The 26,765-nt window shown below is 30.9% G+C and carries 21 protein-coding genes; 19 read left to right on the top strand and 2 right to left on the bottom strand.

Translation table 11 applies throughout. The features are described 5' to 3' along the window. Positions 1 to 8 precede the first annotated feature (8 nt). From deoD to CSPA_RS22630, 19 genes are all read left to right on the top strand, one after another. The gene (gene deoD / locus CSPA_RS22720; RefSeq protein WP_015394741.1) at positions 9 to 722 is read left to right on the top strand and encodes a purine-nucleoside phosphorylase; all 714 of its coding nucleotides are present in this window, start codon (positions 9 to 11) and stop codon (positions 720 to 722) included. 22 nt (positions 723 to 744) lie between these two features. Beyond that, the gene (locus CSPA_RS22715) at positions 745 to 1,854 is read left to right on the top strand and encodes a BMP family lipoprotein (protein WP_015394740.1); all 1,110 of its coding nucleotides are present in this window, start codon (positions 745 to 747) and stop codon (positions 1,852 to 1,854) included. 171 nt (positions 1,855 to 2,025) lie between these two features. Then, on the top strand, positions 2,026 to 3,555 hold the full coding sequence (locus CSPA_RS22710) for an ABC transporter ATP-binding protein (protein ID WP_015391737.1): 1,530 nt from the start codon (positions 2,026 to 2,028) through the stop codon (positions 3,553 to 3,555). Next, on the top strand, positions 3,548 to 4,768 hold the full coding sequence (locus CSPA_RS22705; RefSeq protein ID WP_015394739.1) for an ABC transporter permease: 1,221 nt from the start codon (positions 3,548 to 3,550) through the stop codon (positions 4,766 to 4,768). The genes CSPA_RS22710 and CSPA_RS22705 overlap by 8 nt, the downstream gene beginning before the upstream one ends. 1 nt (position 4,769) lies before the next feature. After that, the gene (locus tag CSPA_RS22700; RefSeq protein ID WP_015391739.1) at positions 4,770 to 5,726 is read left to right on the top strand and encodes an ABC transporter permease; all 957 of its coding nucleotides are present in this window, start codon (positions 4,770 to 4,772) and stop codon (positions 5,724 to 5,726) included. Between the two features lie 184 nt (positions 5,727 to 5,910). Beyond that, positions 5,911 to 6,564, top strand: a complete 654-nt coding sequence (gene fsa / locus CSPA_RS22695) for a fructose-6-phosphate aldolase (protein WP_015394738.1) — start codon at positions 5,911 to 5,913, stop codon at positions 6,562 to 6,564. A 259-nt stretch (positions 6,565 to 6,823) separates the two neighbouring features. Further along, positions 6,824 to 7,474, top strand: a complete 651-nt coding sequence (gene deoC, locus CSPA_RS22690) for a deoxyribose-phosphate aldolase (RefSeq protein ID WP_015394737.1) — start codon at positions 6,824 to 6,826, stop codon at positions 7,472 to 7,474. A 550-nt stretch (positions 7,475 to 8,024) separates the two neighbouring features. Beyond that, a complete protein-coding gene (gene tkt, locus CSPA_RS22685; protein ID WP_015394736.1) occupies positions 8,025 to 10,010 on the top strand; it encodes a transketolase in 1,986 nt (661 codons plus the stop codon). 561 nt (positions 10,011 to 10,571) lie between these two features. Continuing rightward, positions 10,572 to 11,411 carry a DegV family protein gene (locus CSPA_RS22680; RefSeq protein ID WP_015394735.1) on the top strand — a complete coding sequence of 280 codons (840 nt, stop codon included), beginning with the start codon at positions 10,572 to 10,574 and terminating at the stop codon, positions 11,409 to 11,411. 336 nt (positions 11,412 to 11,747) lie between these two features. Further along, on the top strand, positions 11,748 to 11,999 hold the full coding sequence (locus tag CSPA_RS22675; RefSeq protein WP_015394734.1) for a TM1266 family iron-only hydrogenase system putative regulator: 252 nt from the start codon (positions 11,748 to 11,750) through the stop codon (positions 11,997 to 11,999). Positions 12,000 to 12,089: 90 nt separating this feature from the next. Then, positions 12,090 to 13,508: a [FeFe] hydrogenase H-cluster radical SAM maturase HydG gene (gene hydG / locus CSPA_RS22670; protein ID WP_015394733.1), complete on the top strand. Its 1,419-nt coding sequence runs from the start codon at positions 12,090 to 12,092 to the stop codon at positions 13,506 to 13,508. Positions 13,509 to 13,882: 374 nt separating this feature from the next. Beyond that, positions 13,883 to 14,953: a galactose ABC transporter substrate-binding protein gene (locus CSPA_RS22665; RefSeq protein WP_015394732.1), complete on the top strand. Its 1,071-nt coding sequence runs from the start codon at positions 13,883 to 13,885 to the stop codon at positions 14,951 to 14,953. Positions 14,954 to 15,108: 155 nt separating this feature from the next. Next, positions 15,109 to 16,608, top strand: a complete 1,500-nt coding sequence (locus CSPA_RS22660) for a sugar ABC transporter ATP-binding protein (protein ID WP_015394731.1) — start codon at positions 15,109 to 15,111, stop codon at positions 16,606 to 16,608. Positions 16,609 to 16,683: 75 nt separating this feature from the next. After that, a complete protein-coding gene (gene mglC / locus CSPA_RS22655; protein WP_015394730.1) occupies positions 16,684 to 17,910 on the top strand; it encodes a galactose/methyl galactoside ABC transporter permease MglC in 1,227 nt (408 codons plus the stop codon). A gap of 245 nt (positions 17,911 to 18,155) precedes the next feature. After that, on the top strand, positions 18,156 to 19,778 hold the full coding sequence (locus CSPA_RS22650) for a response regulator (protein WP_015394729.1): 1,623 nt from the start codon (positions 18,156 to 18,158) through the stop codon (positions 19,776 to 19,778). Positions 19,779 to 19,788: 10 nt separating this feature from the next. Further along, positions 19,789 to 21,603 carry a sensor histidine kinase gene (locus tag CSPA_RS22645; RefSeq protein WP_015394728.1) on the top strand — a complete coding sequence of 605 codons (1,815 nt, stop codon included), beginning with the start codon at positions 19,789 to 19,791 and terminating at the stop codon, positions 21,601 to 21,603. Further along, complete coding sequence (locus CSPA_RS22640; protein ID WP_015394727.1) at positions 21,603 to 22,583, top strand: substrate-binding domain-containing protein; 981 nt, start codon at positions 21,603 to 21,605, stop codon at positions 22,581 to 22,583. Before CSPA_RS22645 ends, CSPA_RS22640 begins: the two co-directional genes overlap by 1 nt. Before the next feature lie 65 nt (positions 22,584 to 22,648). After that, a complete protein-coding gene (locus tag CSPA_RS22635; RefSeq protein WP_015394726.1) occupies positions 22,649 to 23,716 on the top strand; it encodes a galactose ABC transporter substrate-binding protein in 1,068 nt (355 codons plus the stop codon). Between the two features lie 117 nt (positions 23,717 to 23,833). Then, positions 23,834 to 24,394, top strand: coding sequence for a beta-class carbonic anhydrase (locus CSPA_RS22630; protein ID WP_015394725.1), 561 nt, complete (start codon positions 23,834 to 23,836; stop codon positions 24,392 to 24,394). Positions 24,395 to 24,485: 91 nt separating this feature from the next. On the opposite strand, the gene CSPA_RS22625 is transcribed toward CSPA_RS22630, so the two are convergent. Both CSPA_RS22625 and CSPA_RS22620 read right to left on the bottom strand, forming a co-directional pair. Continuing rightward, positions 24,486 to 25,223 carry a TIGR03915 family putative DNA repair protein gene (locus CSPA_RS22625; protein ID WP_015394724.1) on the bottom strand — a complete coding sequence of 246 codons (738 nt, stop codon included), beginning with the start codon at positions 25,221 to 25,223 and terminating at the stop codon, positions 24,486 to 24,488. 1 nt (position 25,224) lies between these two features. After that, positions 25,225 to 26,643: a putative DNA modification/repair radical SAM protein gene (locus CSPA_RS22620; RefSeq protein ID WP_015394723.1), complete on the bottom strand. Its 1,419-nt coding sequence runs from the start codon at positions 26,641 to 26,643 to the stop codon at positions 25,225 to 25,227. Positions 26,644 to 26,765: the final 122 nt, after the last annotated feature.

The following is a 26,765-nucleotide window of genomic DNA, read 5'->3' as shown; positions in this document are numbered from 1 at the left end:
AGAGAATTATGACAAATACACCAACTCCCCATATTGGGGCACAATTAGGAGAAATAGCCAAAACAGTGTTAATGCCAGGTGATCCACTGAGAGCTAAATTTATTGCAGAAAATTTCCTAGAGGATGTTGTTCAATTTAATACAATTAGAAATATGTTTGGATACACAGGTAACTATAAAGGAAAACGCGTTTCTGTTATGGGAGGCGGAATGGGAATGCCATCTATTGGAATATATTCCTATGAATTGTTTAATTTTTATGGTGTAGACAACATTATCAGAATTGGAACAGCAGGCAGTTTATCTGAGAAGTTAAATTTACGCGATGTTGTAATCGGTTTAGGTGCATCTACTAATTCTAATTATGCGTCTCAATATAATTTACCAGGAACTTTCGCTCCTATAGCAAGCTTTGATTTAGTTAGTAATGCAGTTGAAGCAGCAAAAGAAAATAATATTAATGTTGTTGTAGGAAATATATTATCATCTGATACATTTTATTGCGCAGATAAAACAGCAACTGATAAGTGGAGAAGCATGGGTATTCTTGCTGTAGAGATGGAGGCAGCTGCACTTTATATGAACGCTGCAGAGGCTGGAAAAAATGCATTATGTTTACTTACAATTTCAGATAGTGTGTTAACTGGAGAATCACTTTCAGCAGAAGATAGACAATTGAGTTTTACAGAAATGATGAAAATAGCCCTTGAAATAGCAAAATAATAAATTTTAGGAGGAAAATTTTATGAAAAAAAGATTATTATCATTATTAGCAATTTCAGCAATTACAGTTACTTTATTAGCTGGATGTGGAAGTTCATCAGGTGCTGGTGACAAAGCTGGTAAGACTGAAGAAAAATTAAAAGTAGGTATGGTAACTGACTCAGGAACAATCGACGATAAGTCATTCAACCAAGGTACTTGGGAAGGATTAAAGAAGACTGAAAAAGATTTTGGAACTGAAACAAAATATGTTAAACCAAGTGGAGAAACTGAAGCAGACTACTTAAAGAACATTGGGGATCTTTATGACTCTGGATTCAAGTTTATAGCTACTCCAGGATTTAAATTTGAAACAGCTATTTTCAAAGCTCAAGATCAATATAAGGATGCACACTTTGTATTAATTGATGGTACTCCAAATGATGGAGCTACTCCAAAAGCAAACTACAAAGTAGGAGACAATGCAGTATCTATATTATTTGCAGAACATCAAGCAGGATTTATTGCAGGTGTTGCAGCATCAGTTCAACTTAAAGAAGGAGACCTAGGATTTATTGGTGGTATGGAAATTCCTGCTGTTCAAAAGTTCAACTGGGGATTCCAACAAGGTGTTGCTTATGCAAACAAGAATTTAGGAACTAAAATGACATTAAAAGCAGAAAATGTAGTATATCAAGGTACATTCAACGATTCAGCAGCAGGACAACAACTTGCAGCTCAAATGTATGACAGAGGCGTAAAAGCAGTATTCTGTGCAGCTGGTGGAGTTGGAAATGGTGTTATAACAGAAGCTAAAGCAAGAGCAGCAGCTGGTAAGCCAGTTTGGGTTATTGGTGTTGACAGAGATCAATATCAAGATGGTGTTGGTGCAGATAATAAATCAGTAGTTCTTACTTCTGCTGTAAAGAAAGTTGAAACAGCAAGTTATGAAATGGTTAAGCAATTAAAAGATGGTAAATTCCCAGGTGGTCAAACATTAATATTTGATATTACAAAGGACGCAGTTGGTATTCCAGAAAAGAATCCAAATTTAACTGACGATACAATGAAAACAGTTAATGATGTGGTTGGAAAACTTAAAGATGGATCAGTTAAAGTGAATGACAAAAATGATGGATCATTAATAAAATAATAATTCCTAAGACAATGTAGTTAGGATTCTACTAATAGTAAAACAAAAGGATGAATTTCTACAGGTTTGTTAATCTTATAGATTTAGATCTGAAAGAAATTTCATCCTTTATTTTTTGCAAAGATCAATTATAGTTATAACAATTAGGAGTTAAATAAGGAGGAGTAATTAATGGAATATGTAGTTGAAATGCTAAATATTCGAAAAGAATTCCCAGGAATAGTAGCTAATGATAATATTACTCTTAGATTGAAAAAGGGTGAGATTCACGCGTTACTTGGTGAAAATGGAGCTGGTAAGTCGACATTAATGTCAGTGCTTTTTGGAATGTATCAGCCTGAAGTGGGAAGTATAAAAGTAAGAGGAAAAGAAGTAAAAATATCAAATCCTAATGTAGCAAATGATTTAGGAATAGGAATGGTTCACCAACATTTTAAACTAGTTGAAAATTTTACTGTTACTGAGAATATAATTTTAGGCTGCGAACCTAAAAAAGGCTTAGTAGTAGACATTAAAAGTGCAGCTAAAAAGATAGAAGAGTTATCTAAGAAATACGAATTAAAAGTTGATCCATATGAAAAAATAGAAGATATATCAGTTGGAATGCAGCAAAGAGTTGAAATTTTAAAGATGCTTTACAGAGATGCTGAGGTGTTAATTTTTGACGAACCTACAGCAGTACTTACACCACAAGAAATTGAAGAACTAATGAAAATAATGAAGAATCTTATTAGAGAAGGTAAATCAATTATCTTAATTACTCATAAGCTTAAAGAAATTAAAGCTGTTGCAGATACTTGTACAGTAATTAGACGTGGAAAATATATAGGAAGTGTAGATGTTAAGGGAACTTCACAAGAAAAAATGGCTGAAATGATGGTTGGTAGACCTGTTAGCTTTAAAGTTGATAAAAAACCGAAGGAACCAGGTGAAGTAGTTTTAAAGGTTGAGAATCTTTCTGTTTTAAATAATAAGAAGGTTCTAGGAGTTAATAATTTTTCCGTAGAAGTTAAAGCTGGAGAAATCCTTGGAATTGCAGGAGTAGAAGGAAATGGACAGTCCGAATTAGTTGAAGCAATAACAGGAATGAGAACAGTAAAATCAGGAAAAGTTTATTTTAAAAATGAAGATATAACAAATATGTCAATACGTAAGCGTATAAGAAGCGGAATTGCTCATATACCAGAAGATCGTCAAAAAAGAGGCTTAGTATTAGACTATACAATTGAAAATAATATGGTTTTAGAAATTTACAATAAAGAACCATTTTCAAAGCATGGCTTATTAAATAAGGGTGCTATACACGATTATGCTGAAAAAATCATAAAGGAATTTGATGTTAGATCAGGAGAAGGTGGAAAATCTTTTGCTAGAACAATGTCAGGTGGTAATCAGCAAAAGGCTATAATTGGGCGTGAAGTAGAATTAAATCCAGATTTATTAATAGCTGTTCAACCAACAAGAGGTCTTGATGTAGGATCTATAGAATATATCCACAAAAGACTTGTAGAACAAAGAGATCAAGGAAAAGCAGTACTGCTTGTATCTTTAGAACTTAGCGAAATTATGAATTTATCAGATAGAATTGCAATAATTAATAGTGGAGAATTAATAGGAATAGTTAATGCTTCAGAAACAAATGAAAATGAAATCGGTCTGATGATGGCTGGAATTCAAAAAGGAGGAAAGTCAGATGAGTAAGAAAGAAGCGTTGAATTCTATACTTGCAGTTGTATTAGGATTAATAGCAGGTGCAATCTTAATGTTTATTATTGGAGATAACCCAGCAGAAGGCTATGCTTATCTTTATAAAGGCGCACTTATAAATTTTAAAAGATTTGGTGATACCTTAGCTACAGCAACACCATTAATACTTACAGGACTTTCTGTTGGATTTGCCTTTAAGACTGGTCTTTTCAATATTGGTACACCAGGACAAATGCTTTTTGGTGGATTTTGTGCAACTGTAATTGGATTAACTTATGGAGCAGTGCTTCCAAGAGTTATATTATTACTTGTTATGATAGTAGCAGGAGCTATAGCAGGAGCTTTATGGGCTTTTGTACCAGGAGTATTAAAAGCTAAATTTAATGTTAATGAAGTAGTATCAGCAATTATGATGAACTGGATTTGTTATTGGATAGTTTATTATGCTATACCAGCTTACTTTAAAGGTTCAACTGAAACAGAATCTAAGAGTATTGTGGAAGCAGCTTCCTTAAAGACAAAATGGCTTACAGACTTATTTTCAGGTTCTTATATTAATTTAGGAATATTTATAGCTGTAATAGCTGTTATAGTTATAGCTTTCATATTAAATAAAACAGTTTTAGGTTATGAATTAAAAGCTGTTGGTTTTAATAAGAGTGCAGCAGAATATGCAGGTATGTCAGTAAATAGAAATATAGTTGTGTCTATGATGATAGCTGGAGCTCTTTCAGGGCTTGCAGGTGTAGCTCAATATGTAGGAAATGCATCAAATATGCAAATTGGTGTAATGCCATCTCAAGGTTTTGATGGAATAGCAGTATCTTTATTAGGTGCAAACAATCCAGTTGGAATATTAATATCAGCTTTATTCTTTGGGGTATTATACTCTGGAAAAGGATTTATGAATGCAAATACAAATATTCCACCAGAAATAGCAGACACAATAATTGCAACTATAATATACTTTGCAGCTATAAGTGCAGCAGTACCAATGATAGTAAATGCAATTAAACATAGAAAAGCTATGGCACAAGCAAAAGTGGCTGAAAATAATGCTGTTAGCAGTAATACGAAGCCAGAAGAAAATCATGACGAAAATAAAGAAGAGAATAAAGAATTAGAGAAAGACAATATAGAATCAGGACAAAACAATATAGAAGAACCAAAGGAAACTGAAGATATAGATAACAAGGAGGAGAAATAATATGTGGGCAATACTACAACAAATTTTTCCATATGCTGTTGCATATACAATTCCTCTACTTATGACTGCCCTAGGAGCACTATATTGTGAACGTAGTGGTGTAATTAATATAGGACTTGATGGTTTTATGATTGTTGGATCCTTTGCAGGGGCTTTAACAATATCTAAATTACAAGAATCTATGGGCGCAGGTAGTACTACTGCTATTTGGATAGGTTTAGTAGTTTCTATAATAGTTGGTATGTTATTTTCACTTTTACATGCCTTTGCAAGTATTAATTTAAATGCAGACCAAACAATAAGTGGTACGGCTATTAATATGATGGCAGGAGCTGTAACAATCTTTTTAGCAAGAACTATTACAGGAAGCGGACGTATTAGAATAACAAATGGATTTTATCCAATGGATATACCGGGTTTATCGCAAATTCCTATAATAGGAGACCTATTATTTAAAAAGACATATATAACAACATGGGTTTCTTTAGGAATATTATTCTTAAGTGCCTTCTTAATATATAAAACAAGATTTGGTTTAAGATTAAGATCATGTGGTGAGCATCCACAAGCCTCTGATGCAGCAGGTATCAATGTTTATAAAATGCGTTATATAGGTGTTTTACTTTCAGGAGGCTTATCATCTTTTGCTGGTGCAGTAATGCTTGTAACCTTCTCAGGAGAATTTAATGGAAGTGTTTCAGGCTTAGGATTCCTAGCATTGGCAGCATTGATATTTGGACAATGGAAACCACTTGGAATTCTTGCAGCTACAGCTTTCTTCGGATTTGCAACAACAATTGCAAATGTATCTCAAGTTATTCCAGCACTTGGATCAATTCCATTAGTTATATTAAAGGTATTCCCTTATGCAGCTACTTTACTTGCTCTTGTAGTATTTTCTAAATCATCTAGAGCACCAAAAGCTGAAGGAGAACCATTTGATAAAGGAAAAAGGTAGGCAGTTTACAATTTAAAAGGTGCAGTTTAGGATAAGTTTTAGTTTACAAGGTACAGTGCACAGTTTACAGTTGAAGGAAGAAAAGCTTATAGCTTTTCTTATGAATATAAATTAAAGAAATCCTGTAAGGGATTTCAACCACAACTGTAAATTGTAATCTGAATTAAGAGGGAGGGGTATTAAAATGAGATTTTTTTTAGATACAGCAAATGTAGAACACATTAAAGAAGCAAATGAAATGGGAGTAATCTGTGGAGTGACAACAAACCCGTCACTAGTAGCAAAAGAAGGCAGAGACTTTAACGAAGTAATAAAAGAAATAACAGAAATAGTTGATGGACCAATAAGTGGAGAAGTAATAAGTGAAGATGCAGCAGGAATGATAAAAGAAGGAAGAGAAATTGCAGAAATTCATAAAAATATGATAGTAAAAATTCCAATGACAGCAGAAGGTTTAAAAGCAACAAAGGTATTATCTAGTGAAGGAATAAAGACAAATGTAACCTTAATATTCTCAGCAACTCAAGCATTACTAGCAGCAAATGCAGGAGCAACCTATGTAAGTCCATTTTTAGGAAGAGTAGATGATATATCAATGATAGGAATGGATTTAGTAAGAGATATAGCAGAAATATTTGCAGTACATGGAATAGAAACAGAAATAATAGCAGCAAGTGTAAGAAATCCAATTCACGTAATTGAAGCAGCCAAGGCAGGAGCAGATATAGCAACAATACCATTTGACTTAGTAATGCAAATGCTAAAGCATCCTTTAACAGACCAAGGGATTGAAAAGTTTAAGGCGGATTGGGCAGCAGCGTTTCCAGTTCACAGTTAACAAGGCACAGTTTACAGTTGAGGGAATAGTTTGACAGTTTATAATTTACAATGCACAGTTTAGAGTTTGAGAGCAAAACTTGGCAGTTTGGGATAGTTTGCAGTTTACAAGGTGCAGTGCACAGTTGAAGGAGGAAAAAGCTTTTGGCTTTTTCTGTGAGGTATAATAAAAATTAAAGAAATCCCGTAAGGGATTTCAACCACAACTGTTAACTGTAAATTGTAAACTGAATAAAAATAATATTAAGGAGAGGTAGCATATGGAGATAGCAAAATATATTGACCATACAATTTTAAAGGCAGAGGCAACAGTAGAAGATGTAAAGAAACTTTGTGTAGAAGCAAAGGAATATGGATTTACGTCTGTTTGCGTGAACGCATGTTATGCCAAATTAGTAAGCACTGAACTTAAAGGAAGTGATGTTAAAACTTGTGTAGTAGTTGGATTTCCATTAGGAGCTATGACTAAGGAAGCTAAGGCTTTTGAAACTGCTCAAGCAATTGAAAATGGTGCTAACGAAATAGATATGGTTATTAATGTTGGTGCATTAAAAGCTAAAAATTATGAACTTCTTAAAGAAGATATAGAAGCAGTAGTAAATGCAGCAAAAGGAAAGGCAATCGTTAAAGTTATTATTGAAACATGCTTATTAACTGATGAAGAGAAAATTAAGGCTTGCGAAATTTCTAAGGAAGCTAAGGCAGATTTTGTTAAAACATCAACAGGATTTTCAACTGGTGGAGCTACAAAAGAGGATATTGCTCTTATGAGAAAAACTGTAGGACCAGAATTAGGAGTAAAAGCATCAGGTGGAATTAGAGACTTTAAGACAGCTATGGATATGATAAATGCAGGTGCAAGCAGAATTGGTGCAAGTGCTAGTATTGCTATTGTCAATGAGAGTAAGTAATGTAGCTTTTGCTAAATAAACTGGGGAAATATTTTTTATATAGATATTACAAAAATATTATTAATGAAATATCTATATAAGAATATATTCCCTTTTTCTAAATTTTATTCTAAAATATAGTAGAGTAAAGTAAAGATTCAATTTAGGTAGCAATAAAGATATCCAAAGCGAGAATTAGACTTATGCAACAATTACCGAAATCAGATACATTTATCTTCCACAGGACTAGTGAAATTTTCGCTGGAAGGTTCTAAATGGTGGCTTATCGTCATTTCAGCGTGTTCCAGATGTAAAATCCCCAAGGAGAAAGTTCATGTTTCCAAATATAAAATTTGGACATTCACTTTTGGACAAGCTAAAAATGAAACAAGCCCCCATTAAGAACCATCATCAGCTAAATTTCACATGCCTGCTTCCAGAAAAATGTATCAAATTTCTAGTGTAGTGTTACGATTATAATTTCTCAATGGTGCATGTATATTCCATTTATAAGTTTGATTCTTCATTTGGATATCTATATAAAATTTATGTTTATGAAGTGAGGTAAGAAATGAGTAGAGAATTAGATAAGTTATCAATTAATGCAATAAGAGTGCTATCAGCAGATGCTATAGAAAAATCAAAGTCTGGACATCCAGGGTTACCACTTGGCTCAGCAACAATGGCATTTACATTATGGACAAAAATGAATCATAATGGAAAAAATCCTGAATGGGATAATAGAGATAGGTTTGTATTATCAGCAGGACATGGGTCAATGCTTGAATATTCATTATTACATTTATTCGGATATGGATTAACCGTTGAAGATTTAAAGAACTTTAGACAAGTAGGAAGTTTAACACCAGGACATCCTGAATATGGTCATACTAAAGGTGTTGAAATAACAACTGGACCACTTGGACAAGGTATTTGTAATGCAGTAGGTATGGCAATAGCAGAAGCGCATTTAGCAGAAAAGTTTAATAAGCCAGAGTATAGCATAGTTGATCACCATACATATGCTATAGTTGGTGACGGATGTCTTATGGAAGGAATTTCAGGAGAAGCATCATCTCTTGCAGGAACTTTAGAACTTGGAAAGCTAATAGTACTATATGATTCAAATAACATTTCAATAGAAGGAAATACAGATATAGCATTTAGAGAAGATGTAGCAAAGAGATATGAAGCTTATGGCTGGCAAGTATTAAAGGTTGCAGATGGAAATGATATAGATGCAATCGAAAAAGTAATAGCAGAAGCTAAAGCAGAAACTAAAAAGCCATCAATGATAATAGTTAAAAATCAAATTGGATTTGGTTGTCCAGCAAAACAAGGAAAAGCTTCAGCTCATGGAGAACCTTTAGGGGCAGACAACGTAAAGGCTATGAAAGAAAACTTAGGCTGGAAAGCTGAACCTGCATTTTATGTTCCAGACGAAGTATATTTAAACATGAATGAATATATAGAAAGTGGTGTTTCTAAAGAAAATGCATGGATAGAATTATTTAATAAATATTCAGAGGCTTATCCAGAGCTTGCAGTAGAATATACTAAGTGGATGAGTGGAGAAATTGATAAAGATGCATTATTAAACAATGAAGAACTTTGGAACTTTGATAAAGAAATGGCTACAAGAGAATCTTCAGGAATAATGATAAACAGACTGGCTAAGCTTATTCCAAACTTTATTGGAGGATCAGCAGATTTAGCACCATCTAACAAGACTCATATGAATGATAGAGGAGATTTCTCAGCAGAAGATAGAAGTGGCTCTAACCTTCACTTTGGAGTTAGAGAACATGCTATGGCAGCTATAGCTAACGGTATGTATGCTCATGGTGGTCTTAAGGTATTCTGCGCAACCTTCTTTGTATTCAGTGATTATATGAAGGGTGCCATGAGATTATCATCACTTATGAAGCTTCCAGTAACTTATGTATTAACTCATGATAGTATTGGAGTAGGGGAAGATGGTCCAACTCATGAACCAATAGAACATTTAGCAGCACTTAGAAGTATGCCAAATATGACAGTGTTTAGACCAGCTGATTCTAAAGAAACAGCAGCAGCTTGGTATTATGCTGTAACAAATGGAACTACACCAACTTCATTAGTATTAACAAGACAAAAGTTACCACTATATGAGGGATGCCCTAAGAGAGCATTAAAGGGTGGATATATACTTAAAGATTCTAAGAAAGAAACTCCAGATGTACTATTAATGGCATCAGGTTCAGAAGTAGAATTAATCTTTAAAGCAGCAGACGAATTAGCAACAAAAGGAATTGATGCAAGAGTAATAAGTATGCCAAGTTTTGAATTATTCGATGCTCAAGATGAAGCTTATAAAGAATCAGTAATGCCAAAAGCAGTACGTGCAAGACTAGCTGTTGAAGCTTTAACATCCTTTGGATGGCATAAATATGTAGGTCTTGATGGAGATGTTATTTCCTTAGATACCTTTGGTGCGTCAGGTAAAGCAGAAGTTTTATTTGAGCAATTTGGGTTCACTGTAGAAAATGTAGTAGAAAGAGCAGTTAAACTTAAATAGACTTTTAATATAAGATAATTTTAAACAGCTGTTATTGAACTATTATAATTAGTTTGTAGCAGCTGTTTTTTGTATAAAATATATTAATTTTTAAGAATTTGCATTTTATGTATAATTAATTATAATGAAGATAAATAATATTAAATTAATATAAAAATTAAAATGATTCATTTCATAGTACCTTAAGTATAAAAGATAAAAAATAACTGTTAATAAAAAGGAATTTAATATATAATTTAGTGGACAAACTTAATTAATTAAAAATAAATTAATCTTTTAATATATATGTTTCAATTTACAATTTACAATGAACAGTTTACAGTTATTTATAAAGTTCTGCTAGTAAAACACAAGATTTATAGCATCACTTTTTCTTGAAGGATTTTTAGAATTATTATGAAGAATCATATTTTCAATATATATATGATTTGTAATTAAAATTGTACATTTCAATTCAAGAAACACTGAAGGAATTTACTCATTAATTGATGATTTAACATTGATAATTGGAATATATAACTTTAATAAGAAATTAAAGATTAAATAAAATGGAGGAATATAATGAATAGCAAAATAATAGTTGACAGCTGTGTTGACTTCAATTCTGAGGCTTTTGGAAATGAAGAAGAATATATGGAGAGAGTACCATTTAAAATACTAATTGATGATGAAGAAATTATAGATAGAAATTTAGATATAAATTCACTGCTTCAAAAAATGAAGAGCAGCAAAAATAAAATAGGAACTGCATGTCCATCACCAAATGACTTTTTAGAAGCTTTGAAAAAGTGTAAGAATAATTTTATTGTAACTATTTCTAGTAAATTAAGTGGCTCGTACAATAGTGCTCTTCTTGCTAAGGAAATGCTTAAGGAAGAGTTACCAGACAGTTTTGTTCATGTTTTTGACACTCAATCAGCTGTATCAGGACCTGATTTAGTTGTTTTAAAGATAAAACAATTAATTGAAGAAAAAGCTAGCAACGAAGAAATAGTAGAAAAGGTTACTAAATATATAGATGAAATGAGAACGTTATTTGTTCTAGAAAGACTTGATAACTTAGCTAAAAATGGTAGAATCAGCAATGCAAAGGCACTGATGGGGACATTGCTACAGGTTATTCCGATTATGTCTGATAATGGAAGCGGAGAAATAATTCTTAGAGAACAAGTAAGAGGAAAGAAAAAAGCTTTTAATAGATTAGTTGAAATGATAGGTGAAGAAACAAATGACTTTAAAAATAAGGTTATTGGTATAGGTCATGTAAATGCAAGAGAAAAAGCTGAAAGATTTAAAGAAGAAATCAGCAATAGATATAATTTTAAGGATATTATTATTTTTGAAAGTGGTGGACTTAGTACAGTTTATGCCGATGATGGTGGGATTGTAATTTGTTTTTAGTATAAATCAAAAAGTAACTAATTTATTATTAGGAATAAAATTGGTTACTTTTTTAATTTGATTGAATAAAAGCAACTGCATTTAAAATTTTAATTAATGAAAGCTTTGCTTAAAGAAATCTTTGTGTTAATATAATATTGTAGTCTGACTTTTAGGGAAATTCAAGAATCCCAAAAAGAAAGATTTTATAAGCGTAATCGTTCTGAAATACATGAGGGTTCGTCCCAAATGAAAAGGCGTTATTATTAATTAAGCATAGACACAATCCCTACGCCTTGATTTGGTATAGGGATTTTTTGTAATTATAGGTATTTTGTTTTGAAAGGAATAGTAAAAATGGATACAAGAATAGCATTGATAGGAATTATAGTTGAGGATATGAATTCAACTGATAAGCTCAATAATATTTTACATGAGTACTCACAATACATGATTGGAAGAATGGGAATACCTTATCGCGAAAAAGGTATAAGTATAATAAGTATTGTTGTTGATGCTTCTAATGATGTTATAAGTTCATTGTCAGGAAAACTTGGTATGGTTCCAGGGATAAATGTAAAAACTATGTATTCTAAAACAGGAAAATAGAATTGCCTTTGGAAGTTGGATGAGAAAAATCATAGATCAGAACGAAGATAAGATTAGTAAAAATCCAATTTAAAGAAAGAAGTGTAGGATATGTATAATGTTAAATCTAATGTAGCAACAGAATTTATTGATGATGGGGAAATATTAGAAAGTCTTGAATTTGCTGAAAAAAATAAGAATAATAAAAAACTTATTAATGAAATTTTAGAGAAAGCTAAAGAGTACAAAGGGCTATCACATAGGGAAGCAATACTTTTACTTGAGTGTGAATTAGACGATGAAAATGAAAAAATGTTTAAACTAGCAAAGGAAATAAAGCAAAAATTTTATGGAAATAGGATTGTAATGTTTGCACCATTATATCTTTCTAATTATTGTGTAAATGGATGTACATATTGTCCATACCATCATAAAAACAAGCATATTGCTAGGAAAAAGCTTACTCAAGAGCAAATTAAAAATGAAGTAATAGCACTTCAAGATTTAGGACATAAAAGACTTGCACTAGAAACTGGTGAGGATCCAGTAAATAATCCAATTGAATATGTATTAGAAAGTATAAAGACTATTTATAGTATAAAACATAAAAATGGAGCAATTAGAAGAGCTAATGTAAATATTGCAGCTACAACTGTAGAAAATTATAGAAAATTGAAAGAAGCAGGAATTGGAACATATATATTATTCCAAGAAACTTATCACAAGAAGTCATATGAAGAACTTCACCCAACAGGTCCAAAGCATGATTATGCTTATCATACTGAAGCTATGGACAGAGCTATGGATGGAGGAATAGATGATGTCGGAATAGGCGTATTGTATGGATTAAATATGTATAAATATGATTTTGTCGGTCTTCTTATGCATGCCGAACATTTAGAGGCTGCTAAGGGAGTTGGACCACATACAATAAGTGTACCAAGAATAAGGCCAGCTGATGATATCAATCCTGAAGAATTTTCAAATGCTATTTCAGATGATATTTTTGCAAAAATTGTTGCTGTACTTAGAATTGCAGTACCATATACAGGTCTTATAGTATCAACAAGAGAATCACAAAAAACAAGAGAAAAAGTTCTTGAGCTTGGAGTATCACAAATAAGTGGTGCATCATCTACAAGTGTTGGTGGTTATGTTGAAAAGGAAAAAGAAGAAGAAAATTCAGCACAATTTGAAGTCAATGATGATAGAACTCTAGATGAAATTGTTAATTGGTTGCTTGAAAGAGGACATATACCAAGTTTCTGTACAGCTTGTTATAGAGAAGGTAGAACAGGTGATAGATTCATGACTCTTGTAAAGGCAGGACAAATAGCAAACTGTTGTCAACCTAACGCACTTATGACTTTAAAAGAATATTTAGAAGATTATGCTTCAGAAGATACAAAGAAAAAAGGTGAAGAAGTTATAAGAAATGAAATTCCTAACATTCCAAATGAAAAAGTTAGAAAAATTGTATTAGAACATCTCGAAGAATTAAATGAAGGAAAACGTGATTTTAGATTTTAAATATTTAATAATATATGCTGCAAAAAAGAATTGTTCAAAACTTAAAGATTTCCGAAGAAAATAAGCATTCGTTTATAATTGATGCCCTGAAAGGGTACCCTGTGGGGTATTGAACATTGATAATTGCAAAAAGTATAGAAGGGCTGCTCATAAATTTAATAGATTTTTGAGCAGTTTTTTTCATATGAAACTATAAGAAATTAATAAATTAAATATAAAAAGTTAAAAATTAATATGTTTATATAAGAATTTCGATAAAAGAGTGAAGAATTTTGTATGGAGAGTAAATACAAATTAATTTATAATCAGATATGTAAACGGTATAAAAATAAATTATGTTTACAATAGTTTAATGAAACATGGAGGGGTAAAAAATGAAAAGGTTTAAAAAATTATTAGCAATTGTTATGACTACTGCTTTAGTTGCAGCTACTGTGACAGGATGTAAAAGTGGAGGTGGAGCTGGTACTGCTGAAGCACCTAAACAAGCTGATAGCTCAAAAGTGTTAGTTGGGTCTGCTATTTATAAATTTGATGATACATTTATGACTGGTGTTCGTTCTGCAATGGAAGCACAAGCTAAAGAAAAAGGATCAACACTTGAATTAGTGGATTCTCAAAATAAGCAACCTACTCAAAATGAGCAAGTTGACACATTTATTACAAAAGGTGTAAACGCTTTAGCAATAAATGCAGTTGATAGAACTGCAGCTGGTCCAATTATTGAAAAAGCAAAAGCAAAGAAACTTCCAATAGTATTCTTAAATCGTGAACCTGAAAAAAATGATATGAATGGTTATGATAAAGTTTGGTATGTAGGGGCAAAAGCTGAACAATCAGGAACTCAATCAGGTGAAATTATAGCCGATTATTTTAAAGCTCATCCAGAAGCAGATAAAAACAAGGATGGAGTAATCCAATATGTAATGCTTCAAGGAGAACCAGGACATCAAGATGCAACTCTTCGTACTGAATATTCAATAAAGGCTATTGAAGCTGCTGGATTTAAAACACAAAAACTTGCTGCTGATACAGCAATGTGGGATAAAGCAAAAGCTACTGACCTTATGAAAGCATTTATAACTGGTCAAGGTATAGGCAAGATAGAAGCTGTTCTTTGTAACAATGATGATATGGCTCTTGGAGCTGTTGAAGCTTTAAAAGCTGAAGGATATAACAAAGGTGATGCAAGCAAATATATTCCAGTAGTTGGAGTTGATGCAACAGCACCAGCATTACAAGCTATGAAAGAAGGATCACTTCTTGGAACAGTATTAAATGATGCAGAAAATCAAGGTAAGGCAACTGTAAATATTGCAATAGCAGCTGCTCAAGGAAAAGAAATAAACAAAGAAAATATTGGTTATGATGTAACAGATGGAAAATATGTATGGATTAACTATGTAAAAGTTACTCAAGATAACTATACAAAGTATATTAAATAAATTAAATTAAGAATTAATGATTAATGGTGAATGGTTAAGGAAGAAATTACTCCGTAATTTCAAAATATATACTTAAAGAAATTACGAAGTGATTTCAACCACAATTATTCATCATTACTTGTTAATCATTAATAATTAAAAAGGAGGATGGCTTTATGGGTGAATATGTACTGGAGATGAATAACATTACAAAGGTATTTCCAGGCGTAAAAGCACTAGATAATGTAACACTCAAAGTGCAAAAGGGAAGTGTACATGCACTAATGGGTGAGAATGGTGCAGGAAAATCAACCTTAATGAAATGTCTTTTTGGTATTTATCATGAAGATGGTGGAGAAATAATATTAGATGGAAATAAAGTTGAGATAAATACTTCAAAACAAGCATTAGAATTAGGAGTATCGATGATACATCAAGAATTACACCCAATTCGTTTCCGTCCAGTTATGGAAAACATTTGGCTTGGTAGATTTCCTATGAAGGGAATTGCTGTTGATAAAAAAACTATGATAAAGAAAACAAAAGAATTATTCGAAGAAATTGAATTAGATATTAATCCTGAAATATTGGCTGGAAAACTTTCACCATCTAGTCTTCAATTAGTAGAAATAGCGAAAGCTGTTAGCTATAATTCAAAAATTATTATTATGGATGAACCAACTTCATCATTAACAGAAAATGAAACTAAGCACTTATTTAAGATTATAAAGCAATTACAAAAAAAGGGTTGTGCCATTATATATATATCGCACAAAATGGAGGAAATTTTAAAAATATCTGATGAAGTAACAATTATGAGAGATGGTCAGTATGTAGGAACTTGGGAAGCAAAGGATCTTACAACAGACTTAATTATAAATCGTATGGTTGGTCGTGATATGACCAATAGATTCCCACCAAGTGATTATGAACCAACTAAGGATGTAGTTTTGAAGGTGAAAAATCTATGTTCTCCAATAAAAAAATCATTCCAACATGTAAATTTTGAACTATGTAAAGGTGAAATATTAGGAATTGGTGGTCTTGTTGGTGCACAACGTACAGAATTAGTAGAAGCTTTATTTGGTCTTCGTGAAATACAAAGTGGAGAAATAATCAAGGATGGAAAAGAAATAAAAATTAAAACTCCGAGAGATGCAAAAGAAAACGGCTTTGCACTTTTAACAGAAGAAAGACGTGCAAGTGGAATTTTTGGTATTCTCTCAGTGTTAGATAATACAGTAATTGCAAGTCAAAAAGATTATGCAAAATTTGGAGTATTACAGGAAGGCAGCAGATATAAAGCTGCTAAAAAGTCAAATCAAGAATTAAGAACTAAAACTCCAAGTATGGAACAATTAATTCAAAACCTTTCGGGAGGAAATCAACAAAAAGTTTTAATTGCACGTTGGCTTCTTACTAATCCAGATATTCTTATATTGGATGAACCTACAAGAGGAATTGATGTAGGCGCTAAGTATGAAATTTATACAATCATGCAGGAATTGGTTAAGAAAGGCAAATCAATTATTATGATTTCTTCTGAAATGCCAGAGTTACTTGGTATGTCTGATAGAGTCATGGTTATGTGTGAAGGTAAAGTTACAGGAATTTTAGATAAGAATGAAGCGGATTCAGTAAAAGTTATGAGTCTTGCTACAGAATTTATGAAATAATAGATATCTCCTTTATAAATATAATTTTAGTAACAAAAGATTTTTATCAGGAGAAAGAAAGTGAGGTATAATAAAATGAATGGAGAAAAGATAATTTCGAGAAAAGACTTTGGAAAAATATTTTTAGGTATTGGTGCTTTTTTCGTGATACTTGGAATTGTTTTTAATATTATTTTAGATCCCAATATAATTTACGATTTACCTATATATGTTGGAGGGGTTGGAATTGCTCTTCTTATTTATGGAGCAAAACAATTTTTTGATAAGAAAAATGCAGATATGGAGGTTGTTTTTTCAGCCAAAACAGTAAAGAACTTTTTAACAGATAATGCAATTATTCTAGCATTGTTAGTTTTGGTAGTTGTAATTATGATAATTCAACCACGTTTCATGCAATATGCTGTATTTTTAGATATTTTGACGCAATCATCAACTAAAATGATTGTTGCACTTGGAATTTGTTTTACATTGTTAATTGCAGGTACCGACTTATCAGCAGGACGTATGGTTGGTCTTGCAGCGGTAATTTCAACTTCAATGTTACAAAACCCAGATTATGCTAATAGATTTTTCCCAGGTTTGCCACAATTGGCAGTTATCATTCCTATATTATTAGCTGTTATAGGTTGTGCTATATTTGGTGTGTTAAATGGTTTCTTAGTAGCTAAATACGATATGCATCCATTTATTGCAACATTAGCATCACAAGTTATAGTTTATGGTGTAACTTCATTATACTTTGATTTGCCACCTAATAAATCACAACCAATTGGTGGTATTCGTCCAGATTTTATAGCTCTTGGTCAAACAAAGTTATTCCAGATAGGAAGTTTTCCTGGAATATCAATCCTAGTTCCAATTGCAATTGTATTCATAATTTTAGTTTGGTTTATATTAAACAAAACTATATTTGGTAAGAATGTATATGCTATTGGTGGTAACCGTGAAGCAGCAGTAGTTTCTGGAGTTAATGTATTTGCAACTATAATGGGAATATTCATCTTTGCATCACTTCTATATGGTGTTGGTGGTGTCCTAGAAGCTGCAAGAACAGCAGGTGCTACTAATAACTATGGTAATGGTTATGAACTTGATGCAATCGCAGCCTGTGTTGTTGGTGGTGTTTCACTAAACGGTGGTGTTGGTAAAGTAGGCGGAATAGTAAGTGGTGTACTTATATTCACAGTAATTCAATATGGATTACAATTTATAGCAGTAAGTCCTATGTGGCAACAAGTTATTAAGGGTATTATTATAGCAGTTGCAGTTGCAATTGATATGGCTAAGTATAGAAGAAAATAAGATATATATATAACAGGTGGGTATCATATTTAAAATTATGATATCTGCCTGTTTTTTTGTGTGTAATTTAGTGAAATAGGTATTTGCGATAATACTAGTAATAATTAAATAGTTAATGTATAATATATCTAGATTATTGTAAGATTTCACTAATAATTTAGTATTTATTATAAAAATATGTTTTTAAATAGCAAGAGTTGTATTAATAAATTTTAGTGATTAATGCATCTGTTGGAGGTGACTAAATGAATTTATATAAAATTATGATTGTTGATGATGAAGAAGAAATTCGTCTTGGAATTATAAAAAAAATTGATTGGGAAGCGTATGGATTTGTAGTTGTGGGCGATGCAGAAAATGGTCAAGATGCACTTGAAAAAGCTGAAAAACTTCAGCCAGATGTTATAATGACGGATATAAAAATGCCATATATGGATGGCTTGGAGCTAGGAAAGAAACTTGTTGAATTAATGCCATCTACAAAGATAATTGTATTTTCAGGATGTGATGATTTTGAATATGCACATCAAGCAATAAAGATAAATGTAGTCGAATATGTTTTGAAACCGATTAACTCTGTAGAATTTATTGAGGTACTGCAAAGGTTAAAATCACAGTTAGATAAAGAGTATGATGAAAAGAGAAACTTGGAAACACTTTACAAGCATTATGTAGAAAGTCTGCCTGTGATTCGAGAACAATTTTTGGTAGGTATGCTTGAAGGTCGAATTAGTGGAAGTCAGTGGAAGGATCAATCGGAAAATTTAGGGATAGATTTTAAATATGAGTATATATCTGTAGCATTAATAAGAGCAGATGGTGTATTAATGTTAGAAGATAATAAAGATAGTGCAGATGCTGGAATTCAAAAAGAACCTACCCTAGTACCTATTTCAATAAAGAAAATGGTAGATGAGACTATGGATAAGTATACAAAATTCGTAAGTTTTATTTATTCAGATATGGTAGTAGTTATTGGAAACCTTATAGAAAAAAATGATATATTGCAATTTATTAAAGGAATAAATGAAATTTGTAAAGAGTATATGAGAATCATGGATTTAAATATATCAGCAGGTATAGGTTATGTTTACGATGATCCATCTGAAATGAGATTTTCATATCGAAGTGCTCAGAATGCTTTAGATTATAGATTTATATTAGGAACTGGTAAAGCTATTTATATTGATGATGTCGAACCAGATAATTCTATTCATTTACAGTTAGATGAGCAAGAAGAGCGTGTAATGTTGAATGCAATTAAAATTTCTTCAGAAGAAGAGATTACAGAGGCTATAGATAATTTATTTAAAAAATTTCAAGATCTTCTCCTACCATTTAATCAATATAGAATTTATTTGATGGAAATCATGACATCTATTTTAAAATTAGTTCAAAATTATAATCTAGATATCAATGAAATTTTTGGAGAGAATTTTAATTGTTATAGTTATCTAGAAGCTTTTGATTCAATAGATGAAGTAAAGAAATGGATTACAAATAAGGCTATTAAAATAAATGATTATATTAAAAAGGAACGTATTAATTCCTCTATGCTGCTAATTGAAAAGGCTAAGCAATATATAAAAGAGAGCTATTCAGATCCTGATGTTTCTGTTGAAAAGCTTTGTTCGAGGTTACATGTTAGTCCAACGTATTTTTCAACTATTTTTAAGAAAGAAACAGGTGAAAACTTTGTTAATTATCTTACTACAGTACGATTAGAAGAAGCTGTGAAACTTTTAAATACAACAGATGATAAAACATATATGATAGCTGAAAAGGTTGGATATCCAGAAGCAAATTATTTTAGTTATGTATTCAAAAAGAAGTTTGGAGTATCGCCGTCAAAGTATAGAAAGAGTTGAGTGAGTTGCAATGCTTAATTTAATAAGGGAAAAAATACAAAAAATAATTAAATATTTTAAGAATGCAAGTATAAAATATATAATTTCAATTGCTTTTACAGGAATTGCAGTTATAGGAATGTTAATTGTTAGTGGGGCCTTATATTTTAGATTTATAAATTCTACCGAAGATATAATAGCTGAAAATAACAAATCTATGCTTGACCAAGTTAATTTAAATTTAGATAACTATCTGCATAATATGATGAGAATATCTGATACAACATATTATGATGTTATTAAAAAGAAGGATTTAGCAAATGAAAGTATAGATAAAGAAATGGATTTGCTTTATGGAGCAAATAAAGATTCTATTACAAGCATATGTGTTTTTTCAAATGATGGTGAAGTTGTAGCAGCATCACCTTTAGGAAAGTTGAAAAGCTCAGTTGATCCAAGGGTTAATGATTGGTTTTATACTGCATTAAGTAGAAAAGAAAATCTACATTTTTCAACACCGCATGTGCAAAATATATTTATTGATCCAGATAATAAATATCATTGGGTTGTATCATTAAGTCGTGCAGTAGAACTTACAAATAATAAGAGAACTACATCAGGTGTTTTGCTAGTAGATATTAATTTTAGTGGTATTGAGCAAATTTGTAAAAATGCAAGTTTAGGTCAATCAGCATATGTATATTTAATTGATAGAGATGGAGAAATAATTTATCATCCACGCCAACAATTAATTTATTCAAATTTAATTGAAGAAAATAATAAGATTGCAGCTGCATACGAAGAAGGAAACCATGAAGAAAATTTTCAAGGGGAAGAAAGGTTAGTAACTGTTAAAACTGTAGGATATACAGGCTGGAAGATTGTTGGAGTTACTCCTATGAAGGATATAACCTCTGATTATTCTCAAATGAGCATATTTGCAATATTTATAATATCATTTGGTATTTGCGTGCTTGTATTTCTTAATATGCTTGTATCATCACGTATAGCTAATCCTATAAGATCTCTAGAAAAAAGCGTAAAAGAGCTAGAAAGTGGAGTTAAAGATGTAGAAATATCAATTAGTGGTTCCTATGAGACTAAGCATTTAGGAAAAGCAATTAGGTCCATGGTCAATCAAATGCATTCGCTTATGGATAATATAATATCTGAGCAGGAATCTAAAAGAAAAAGCGAACTTAATGCATTGCAGGCTCAGATAAATCCACATTTTTTATATAATACGTTAGATTCTATTATTTGGATGATAGAAAATGAAAATTATGATGGGGCTATTATCATGGTAACAGCTTTAGCAAGACTTTTTAGGATAAGCTTGAGCAGAGGGAAAAATATAATAACTGTAAAAGATGAAATTGAGCATGCACGTAACTATTTGACTATTCAAAATATAAGATATAAAAATAAATTTACTTATAATATTGAGGTAGATGAGGATACTTTAAATTTAGCAAGTATTAAGTTGATAATTCAGCCAATAATTGAAAATGCAATTTACCATGGAATGGAGTTCATGAGTGGAGACGGTGAGATTTTAGTTAAGTCATATATTAAAGAGGGGGATTTATTTATTGATGTAGTAGATAATGGTCTAGGAATGCCACAGGAAGTCGCAGATGCACTCCTAACAATTAAAAGTAAAGCTGAAAATGAGAAGAAAAGTTCAGGAATTGGACTTAAAAATGTTCATGAAAGAATACAATTGTATTACGGAAAAGGTTATGGACTTAAAATTTTTAGTGAACCAGATGAAGGAACGACAATAAGTATCCATATGCCATGCGTTGATTATTCTGAAGTAAGGAAGAGGGAGGAAGATAATTAGTGAGAAAGAAAAAAAAACGAATTTTTATTTTTCTATTTTTATTATTAATAACATCCTTTGTACTTCTTATGAATGATACTATATTGCATGAAAAAGAGAAGAGAATGTATAATATTTCAGTTATAACTAGAGGGAAAAACAGTGAAAGCTCAATGATAATAAGGCAGGGAATAGAACAAGCTGCATCTGAAATGGATGTAAATATAAGATTCATTACTTTAGCAGAGGATAATAGTACAATAGAGCAAAAGGAACTCATTGAAAAGGAAATCAGAAATAAGGCTGATGCTATAGTTATAGCACCAACTGATTATGAAAAAATGTCGGAACCTATAGAAAATGCAATGAGAAAAATTCCAGTTGTGATGATTGAATCAACAATTAAGTCAGAACAAAAACTTTCAAGTATTTCTTGTAATAATTATGCTCTTGGTGAAAATTTAGCAGAAGAAGTTGTTAAAAATGGTAATGTGAATAATAATATTGTGATTGTGAAAAATAACTTGGAGTGCAGCAGCATAAAAGAAAGATATGATGGATTTATGAGCGTCTTAAGTAACACAAAAAATAACTATATATTTTGGGAGTTTAATGATAGTAATCCATCAACCTATCGTGAGGAGACCAAAAAAATATTAGAAGATAGTAATATAAATGTAATAGTTGCTTTTGATTCTGAAGAATTAGAGTGGATTGCTCAAACAAAGAAAGATTTTGGAAATATAGACAAAAAAATAGCAGATGTACAGGTTTACGGGGTTGGAAGTACGAATAAAATTATTTCCTTTTTAGAAGATAAGATTATTAATGCAACTGCTATTCAAAATGAGTTTAATGTAGGATATTTGGGAATAAAAACAGCGGTAGATAAATTGAATAAGAAAAAAGAAAATGAAAATTCAATTTCTTCAACTGTAATTAATAAAGATAATATGTATTCAGAAACAAATCAAAGATTGTTATTTCCATTTATTAAATAAAGATATAGTAAGTTTTGGGGTTGAAATTTTGGAATTTGAATGAATGGTGTTGTGGAGGAGATATTGTGAAAAAAATCAAGAAATTATCTAAATTCTTAACGATAATACCAATTATATATTTATTATCAGCCTGCGATAAAAATGTAACTATAAGCAATTATAATAATCATATTAAAGAAATAAAAATAGGGGTAACCTTATATAATCAAGATGATGCATTTATATCAACAATTGTAAAAAATATTGAAGAAATAGCTAAAGATAAAGAAAATGATGGGAATTATAAAATAATAATTAACGTACTAGATGCAAGAGGCAGTGCATCTGAACAAAGTAGTCAGGTTGAAAGATTTGTTTCACAAAATTATGATGTTATATGTGTAAATATGGTGGATCGTACAACTGCATCAACAATTATAGATAAGGCAAAAGCATCGAATATACCAGTTGTCTTTTTTAATAGAGAACCTGTGGAAGAAGATTTAGATAGATGGAATAAGTTATATTATGTAGGAGCTGAAGCAGAAAAGGCAGGAGAAATGCAAGCTGATATAATAATTAATGCATATAGAAAAAATAAGCAAATGGTAGATAGAAATGGTGATGGAAAAATACAATATGCTATGTTAGAAGGAGAACCTGGACACCAAGATGCACTAATAAGATCAGAATATTGCATAAAAGCTATGGAGAAGAATGGAATTGAGTTAGAAAAGGTAGCTGATGATACGGCTTATTGGCAATCGGCACAAGCAACTGCAAAAATGTCAAAATGGATTAATACTTATGGTGATAAAATTGAAGTGGTGTTTAGTAATAATGATGATATGGCCCTTGGTGCAATACAGGCATTAGAAGGTCAAAACAGAATTAAGAATAAACCACTAGTAATAGGTATCGATGGAATTCCAAAGGCTTTAGAGGCTGTAAAAAAAGGAACGATGATTGGAACTGTTATAAATGATTCATGGAAACAAGCAGATGCGATTTTTAATTTAGCTTACAAGTTAGCTACACATGGAGATATGAGTTCAGTGCAAGGGTTGGAAAAAGGGAAATATATAAGAACAGCTCATACAGAAGTTACGATTGACAATGTTGACTTATTTTTACAAAAATCAACTGATAAATAACTATTATTTTACTAGGTTTAAAATTATTAACTTTACAATTATTAAAACTTAAATTAATATTGATGTAATACGAAAAGTTATATCAATATTAATTTATGAAGTAAGGACGTGGGGCAAATGAGCAAACTAGAAGAAATATTGGGCTATAATAGGAAGTTTATTGAGAATAAGGATTATGAAGCATATATAACAACTAAAATTCCTAAGAAAAAAATGGTTATATTATCATGTATGGATACAAGACTTACTGAATTACTACCTAAAGCAATGAATATAAAAAATGGGGATGCTAAAATAATTAAAGATGCTGGAGCTACTGTTATGCACCATTTTGGTGGTGTAATGAGAAGTATAGTAGTTGCAGTTTATGAATTTGGAGCAGAAGATGTTTTTGTAGTAGGACATCATGGTTGTGGGATGAGTAATTTGGATACTAAAAGTCTTGTTAAAAAGATGGTAGATAGAGGAATAAAGGAAGAAACAATTTCAACATTAAACAATGCAGGTGTTAATGTTGAGAAGTGGCTTCATGGATTTGAGTCAGTTGAAGAATCAATAAAAGAAAGTGTGAGAATGATAAAAGATCATCCTTTAATTCCATCTGATATAAAAGTACATGGACTTATAATGAGCCCAGAAACAGGGGAATTAGAAGTTATAGTAGATGGTAATGCTTAATAAAAATAAGATGATTCAATAGGATAAATAGCCAATGCTCAATTAATATATGAAAATTGAGCATTGGCTATTTTGAGTTATTTAGGCAAGCCTATGTTTCTAATATATGCTTCCAGTATCTTTTAGGCATCATTCTAGATTGTAGGCGTAGGTTTTTTCTCTCTTCGATTGTGGTTGATTTAAAATAAGCTTTCCAAAGCTTAGTATAATCATCGCTGTGTGATTTGAGTTTTTCATAAGTATCATTAGTCATTTCTATTATTTCATAAAAAAAGGTGTTATAAATTAAAGCTTTATCTCTTAATATATCATGGATAATAAAATATTCTTTAGGAAATCTGTTTTGAAAATGATCGCCAAGTAATTCTAAAATATCATTATCAGGTTCAATTGAAGAATATAAAAATTTTTCATCTATATAATTAAATCTTATAAAGCCTTCAAATCTATGGGTTTCATAAGAGATTTGTTTAGAGATGTTATCAACAATTCTTATTTCATTAATATTTAAAAAATTATGAACCTCAGGACCAAGTTTAAAAGCTGTTTTTAAATATTTATAGATAATAACGCCTTTCTCTTTCTCGTTACTCAAAAAAACCATATATAATTTTTTGAAAGCTAAAAAGTCAAGTTTATTTATAATTGCATTTTTAACTTTTTTAAATTTTTCGTGATTAGTTAAAATTGTAATGTTTTCTCCAAGAAGAAGTGGAGCATCTAGTTCGTTTTGTGCGTAAAAAGCTGCTAGTGGATTTTTTTCATAAAATGCTTCATATATTGCAGTTAATAAACCTTCAAATGTATTATCGTATACATAAATCTTCATACTAAAACTCTCCTGTAATAGAAGTTATTTTATCTGGAATTAAATTAATTCTTTGGGGCAATAAAATATTTGATAATTCTTTATTTGCAGTGAAAGCAGAATTATTAAATATAGTATTTTCATTTGCTAATATAATTCCAGAGTTAGTTTTTTGTTCTTTATATGAAAAAGAGTCAAAAAATGATAATTGATCTGGGTTTATATTTCCTCTAGGAGTATTTTGATTTAAAAGTTTATTTTTTATATGAATATTATCAAATAAAGAATCTCCTTGATATTTACCATTACAAGTAATAAAGTATTTAGCTCTTTTAAGCACAACACGCAAATTTCTTAAATCTTCAAAAGTTAAATTATGAACTCTTCTGATTTTAAGTATTTTTTTGGCAGAAGTCACACCAATACCTGGAATGCGAAGTAATTTTTCATAAGTGGCCTTATTTATCTCAACAGGGAATTCATTTAAATTTTCTAATGCCCAGTGAGTTTTTGGATCAAAATTCAAATCAAAATTATCATTGTCATTTTTCAATAATTCGCTTGCTTTAAAGCCATAGTACCTAAGAAGCCAATCGGCTTGGTAAAGTCTATGTTCTCTAAGCATAGGCGGATGTGTTATATCTGGCAGAAGTTTATTATCTTTAATAACAGGAACATAAGCTGAATAATATACTCTTTTTAAACTGTATTTATTATAAAGTGCTTCAGAAAGTTTTATTATTTTGCTGTCACTTTCAGGTGTAGCACCAACAATTAACTGAGTGCTTTGACCACCAGGGACAAATAAAGGTGTACTTTTTATTGATTTTTTCATTTCACTGTAATTAATTATAGAATTTTTAATTATTGCCATTGGTTTTAATATTTTATCTTTGCTTTTTTGAGGCGCTAAGAGTTTAAGACTGTCATTAGACGGTAGCTCAATATTAACACTCATTCTATCAACAAATGTACCAGCCGTTTGAATTAATTTATCATCAGCACCAGGTATTGCTTTTAGATGGATATAACCATTAAATTTTTTTTCTAAGCGTAATTTTTTTACCGTTTGAAGTAAAAGTTCCATAGTATAGTTGGAATTGTTAATAACAGCAGAACTCAAAAAAAGGCCTTCTATGTAGTTGTGCTTATAGAAATTAATAGTTAGATCGCAGACTTCATCAGGTGTAAAACTTACTCTTAAAAAATCTCTTGAGGCTCCATTTATACAGTATTTGCAATCAAAGACACAATCATTAGAAAATAATATTTTTAACAATGAAATACAACGTCCATCAGGAGTAAAGCTGTGACAAATTCCGCTTTCTGAGGCATTTCCTAGTCCATTATTTATATTTTTCCTCTTAGAACCAGAAGAAGAACAAGATACATCGTATTTTGCTGCATTAGATAGAACTTTTAATTTATCCATTAAATCCATATTGAGTACACATCCTTATTCAATGAAATGAGTAGAACAAACATTCGCTAATTATATTATATAAGAATGTTTGTTCTCTTGCAACTTATTTTAAATTAATAATGCTATTTTTTTCTTTTTCA

Source organism: Clostridium saccharoperbutylacetonicum N1-4(HMT) (assembly GCF_000340885.1).
In the GTDB taxonomy this organism is placed as follows: Bacteria; Bacillota; Clostridia; order Clostridiales; family Clostridiaceae; genus Clostridium; species Clostridium saccharoperbutylacetonicum.
Note: the sequence above shows the minus strand (reverse complement) of the source record. Positions and strands in the feature narration are given on the sequence as shown.

What these genes read in the sequence shown, in the direction of transcription:
- CSPA_RS22715 (WP_015394740.1), top strand. Translation starts at nt 745, where the DNA reads ATGAAAAAAAGATTATTATCATTATTAGCAATTTCAGCAATTACAGTT.
- fsa (WP_015394738.1), top strand. Translation starts at nt 5,911, where the DNA reads ATGAGATTTTTTTTAGATACAGCAAATGTAGAACACATTAAAGAAGCA.
- deoC (WP_015394737.1), top strand. Translation starts at nt 6,824, where the DNA reads ATGGAGATAGCAAAATATATTGACCATACAATTTTAAAGGCAGAGGCA.
- CSPA_RS22660 (WP_015394731.1), top strand. Translation starts at nt 15,109, where the DNA reads ATGGGTGAATATGTACTGGAGATGAATAACATTACAAAGGTATTTCCA.
- deoD (WP_015394741.1), top strand. Translation starts at nt 9, where the DNA reads ATGACAAATACACCAACTCCCCATATTGGGGCACAATTAGGAGAAATA.
- CSPA_RS22645 (WP_015394728.1), top strand. Translation starts at nt 19,789, where the DNA reads ATGCTTAATTTAATAAGGGAAAAAATACAAAAAATAATTAAATATTTT.
- hydG (WP_015394733.1), top strand. Translation starts at nt 12,090, where the DNA reads ATGTATAATGTTAAATCTAATGTAGCAACAGAATTTATTGATGATGGG.
- CSPA_RS22665 (WP_015394732.1), top strand. Translation starts at nt 13,883, where the DNA reads ATGAAAAGGTTTAAAAAATTATTAGCAATTGTTATGACTACTGCTTTA.
- mglC (WP_015394730.1), top strand. Translation starts at nt 16,684, where the DNA reads ATGAATGGAGAAAAGATAATTTCGAGAAAAGACTTTGGAAAAATATTT.
- tkt (WP_015394736.1), top strand. Translation starts at nt 8,025, where the DNA reads ATGAGTAGAGAATTAGATAAGTTATCAATTAATGCAATAAGAGTGCTA.
- CSPA_RS22700 (WP_015391739.1), top strand. Translation starts at nt 4,770, where the DNA reads ATGTGGGCAATACTACAACAAATTTTTCCATATGCTGTTGCATATACA.
- CSPA_RS22705 (WP_015394739.1), top strand. Translation starts at nt 3,548, where the DNA reads ATGAGTAAGAAAGAAGCGTTGAATTCTATACTTGCAGTTGTATTAGGA.
- CSPA_RS22680 (WP_015394735.1), top strand. Translation starts at nt 10,572, where the DNA reads ATGAATAGCAAAATAATAGTTGACAGCTGTGTTGACTTCAATTCTGAG.
- CSPA_RS22630 (WP_015394725.1), top strand. Translation starts at nt 23,834, where the DNA reads ATGAGCAAACTAGAAGAAATATTGGGCTATAATAGGAAGTTTATTGAG.
- CSPA_RS22650 (WP_015394729.1), top strand. Translation starts at nt 18,156, where the DNA reads ATGAATTTATATAAAATTATGATTGTTGATGATGAAGAAGAAATTCGT.
- CSPA_RS22710 (WP_015391737.1), top strand. Translation starts at nt 2,026, where the DNA reads ATGGAATATGTAGTTGAAATGCTAAATATTCGAAAAGAATTCCCAGGA.
- CSPA_RS22620 (WP_015394723.1), bottom strand. Translation starts at nt 26,643, where the DNA reads ATGGATTTAATGGATAAATTAAAAGTTCTATCTAATGCAGCAAAATAC.
- CSPA_RS22675 (WP_015394734.1), top strand. Translation starts at nt 11,748, where the DNA reads ATGGATACAAGAATAGCATTGATAGGAATTATAGTTGAGGATATGAAT.
- CSPA_RS22625 (WP_015394724.1), bottom strand. Translation starts at nt 25,223, where the DNA reads ATGAAGATTTATGTATACGATAATACATTTGAAGGTTTATTAACTGCA.